General features: G+C 74.4%; 2 protein-coding genes. Both read right to left on the bottom strand.

Going from position 1 to position 1,838, the window contains the following annotated elements; genetic code table 11:
• Window positions 1–504: ATP-binding protein (locus Gocc_RS15525; RefSeq protein ID WP_114797488.1), on the bottom strand; the 504-nt coding region annotated here is incomplete at its 3' end.
• Complete coding sequence (istA, locus tag Gocc_RS15520; protein ID WP_181813754.1) at window positions 501–1,787, bottom strand: IS21 family transposase; 1,287 nt, start codon at window positions 1,785–1,787, stop codon at window positions 501–503. The genes istA and Gocc_RS15525, both read right to left, overlap by 4 nt.
• Between the last annotated feature and the right edge of the window lie 51 nt (window positions 1,788–1,838).

Below are 1,838 nucleotides of genomic sequence, written 5' to 3'. Positions count from 1 at the left end.
CAGCGCGGGGCCGCAGTAGAAGCGCATGGCGGTTGCCCAGCGGCCCTCGAGCGCGGCCCGGTGGCAGCGGGCGGCGAGGTCGGCGGCGGAGGTGTAGTAGACGCGGTAGCCCGCCTCGACCGTCTGCCGGGCGAGACAGACCGCGAGCATCGTCTTGCCCACCCCGGGTGGGCCGACGAGCAAGAGGTTGGCGGCCTCCTCGACGAAGCGCAGCGATGCGAGCTCGTCGACGAGCTTTCGGTCGAGCGCGGGCTGGGCGTCGAAGTCGAAGTCGTCCAAGGTCCAGGGCGCGGGCAGGCTGGCGAAACGCAGCCGCCCGGCGAGGCGGCGGGCCTCGGTCGCCTCGACCTCGATCTGGAGCAGCCGCTCGAGGAAGGCGGTGTGCGAGAGCTTTTGCTTGCGGGCGCGCTCGAGCTCGCCCGGGAGCGCCTCGGCGGCGGCCTCCAGGCGCAGGTAGTGCAGGTGCTGCCGCAGCTTCTGGTAGCGGCTCTCGGCGGCGGTCATCGCGATGCCTCCGCGTAGCGGGCGTAGGCCTCGAGCGAGACCGAGACGTCGGACTCCGCGCCGACCAGCGCGGCCGCGGCGGCGAGCGCTGCCTCGCCCGGCGGCCGGTTTCGCTTGCGCCGGCAGGGTCGGCCGCTCGTCAGGCTCTGCAGCACGACCTGCTCGAGCGCGACCCGGTGCTCGGCGTGTCGTCGCAGAGCCCCCGCGCCGGCCGGGGCGAGGCGGTGCGAGGCGACGACCGAGCCGGCGGCGGAGACGAGCTCGATCTGCTCGCTTCCCAGCCGGCGGCGCACGCTCACCCGCTGTCCGTGCAGCCCCGGCGGGACCGAGTAGCGGTTGCCCTCGTAGGAGACGAGACAGGCGGCGGAGACGACCCGCTCGACCTCGAGCGTCGCCGGGTAGGGGAGCACCGGCAGCGGCAGCAGCCGCTCGGCCGCGGCGAGCTCGGCCACGCTCTGCCCGCCACGGCGGCGCCGGTCGCCGATCGTCTCCGAGAAGCGGTCGAGCTTGGACTGCGCCTCCTGCGGCGTCTGAGCCCGCAGCGTCCGCCAGAAGCGCTGGGCGAGGAAGTGGTTGCGCGACTCGACCGCGCCCTTGCGATTGGCGCGGTAGCGCGCGCAGACGTCGACGGAGACGCCGTAGTAGCGGGCGACGGCGGCGAAGCTCGGAAGGAGACGACCCGTCGAGCGATCGCAGACCGTCGCCATCCGGTCGACGCGCCAGCGTCGGGCCGTCCCGCCCAGGCGGCGGAGCACCCCGTCGAGCGCCCCGACCAGGTGCGCCTGATCCTCGCCCTCGGCGAAGACCGCCCGAAACGTGCCCGAGTGGGAGAGCGTCCCGACCAGCAGGTGCGCCTCGCCGCCCCAGGGAGCGCCCGGCAGCTCGAGCCAGTCCCACTGGATCTCCTCCCCCGGGGGATGGGCGATCTCGACCGTCGGGCGGCCCTTGACCACGGCGCAGGCCTCGCAGCGCGGCCGCAGCCCGCGCCGGCGGAGCTCGCGGACGAAGGTGACGTAGCTGCGCGGGTAGCCGAGGGCCACCACCTCGTCGTAGAGCGCCGAGCCCCACAGGTGCGGGTCCTCGGCGAGGCGCTCGCGCGCATACGGCTCGAAGGGGGCGAAGTGGTCGGGGACGGTGCGGCGACGCACCCCCGGCCTCCGCTCCCCGCGCAGGTAGGCGCGGATCGTCTTACGGTCGCGGCCGAGGTGGCGGGCGATCGCCGAGATCGACCACCCGCGGCGGTGTAGAGCACTCGCTTCCACGAACTCCTCCTCTGTCAGCATCCCGCGCGGCCTCCTCTTGTCGCTGCGGCGGTTGACACCGCAAGCGTGGGA

Origin of the sequence: Gaiella occulta (assembly GCF_003351045.1) — a bacterium.
GTDB lineage: Bacteria > Actinomycetota > Thermoleophilia > Gaiellales > Gaiellaceae > Gaiella > Gaiella occulta.
The sequence above is the reverse complement of the archived record's forward strand: the minus strand, read 5'-3'. Positions and strand labels throughout refer to the sequence as shown.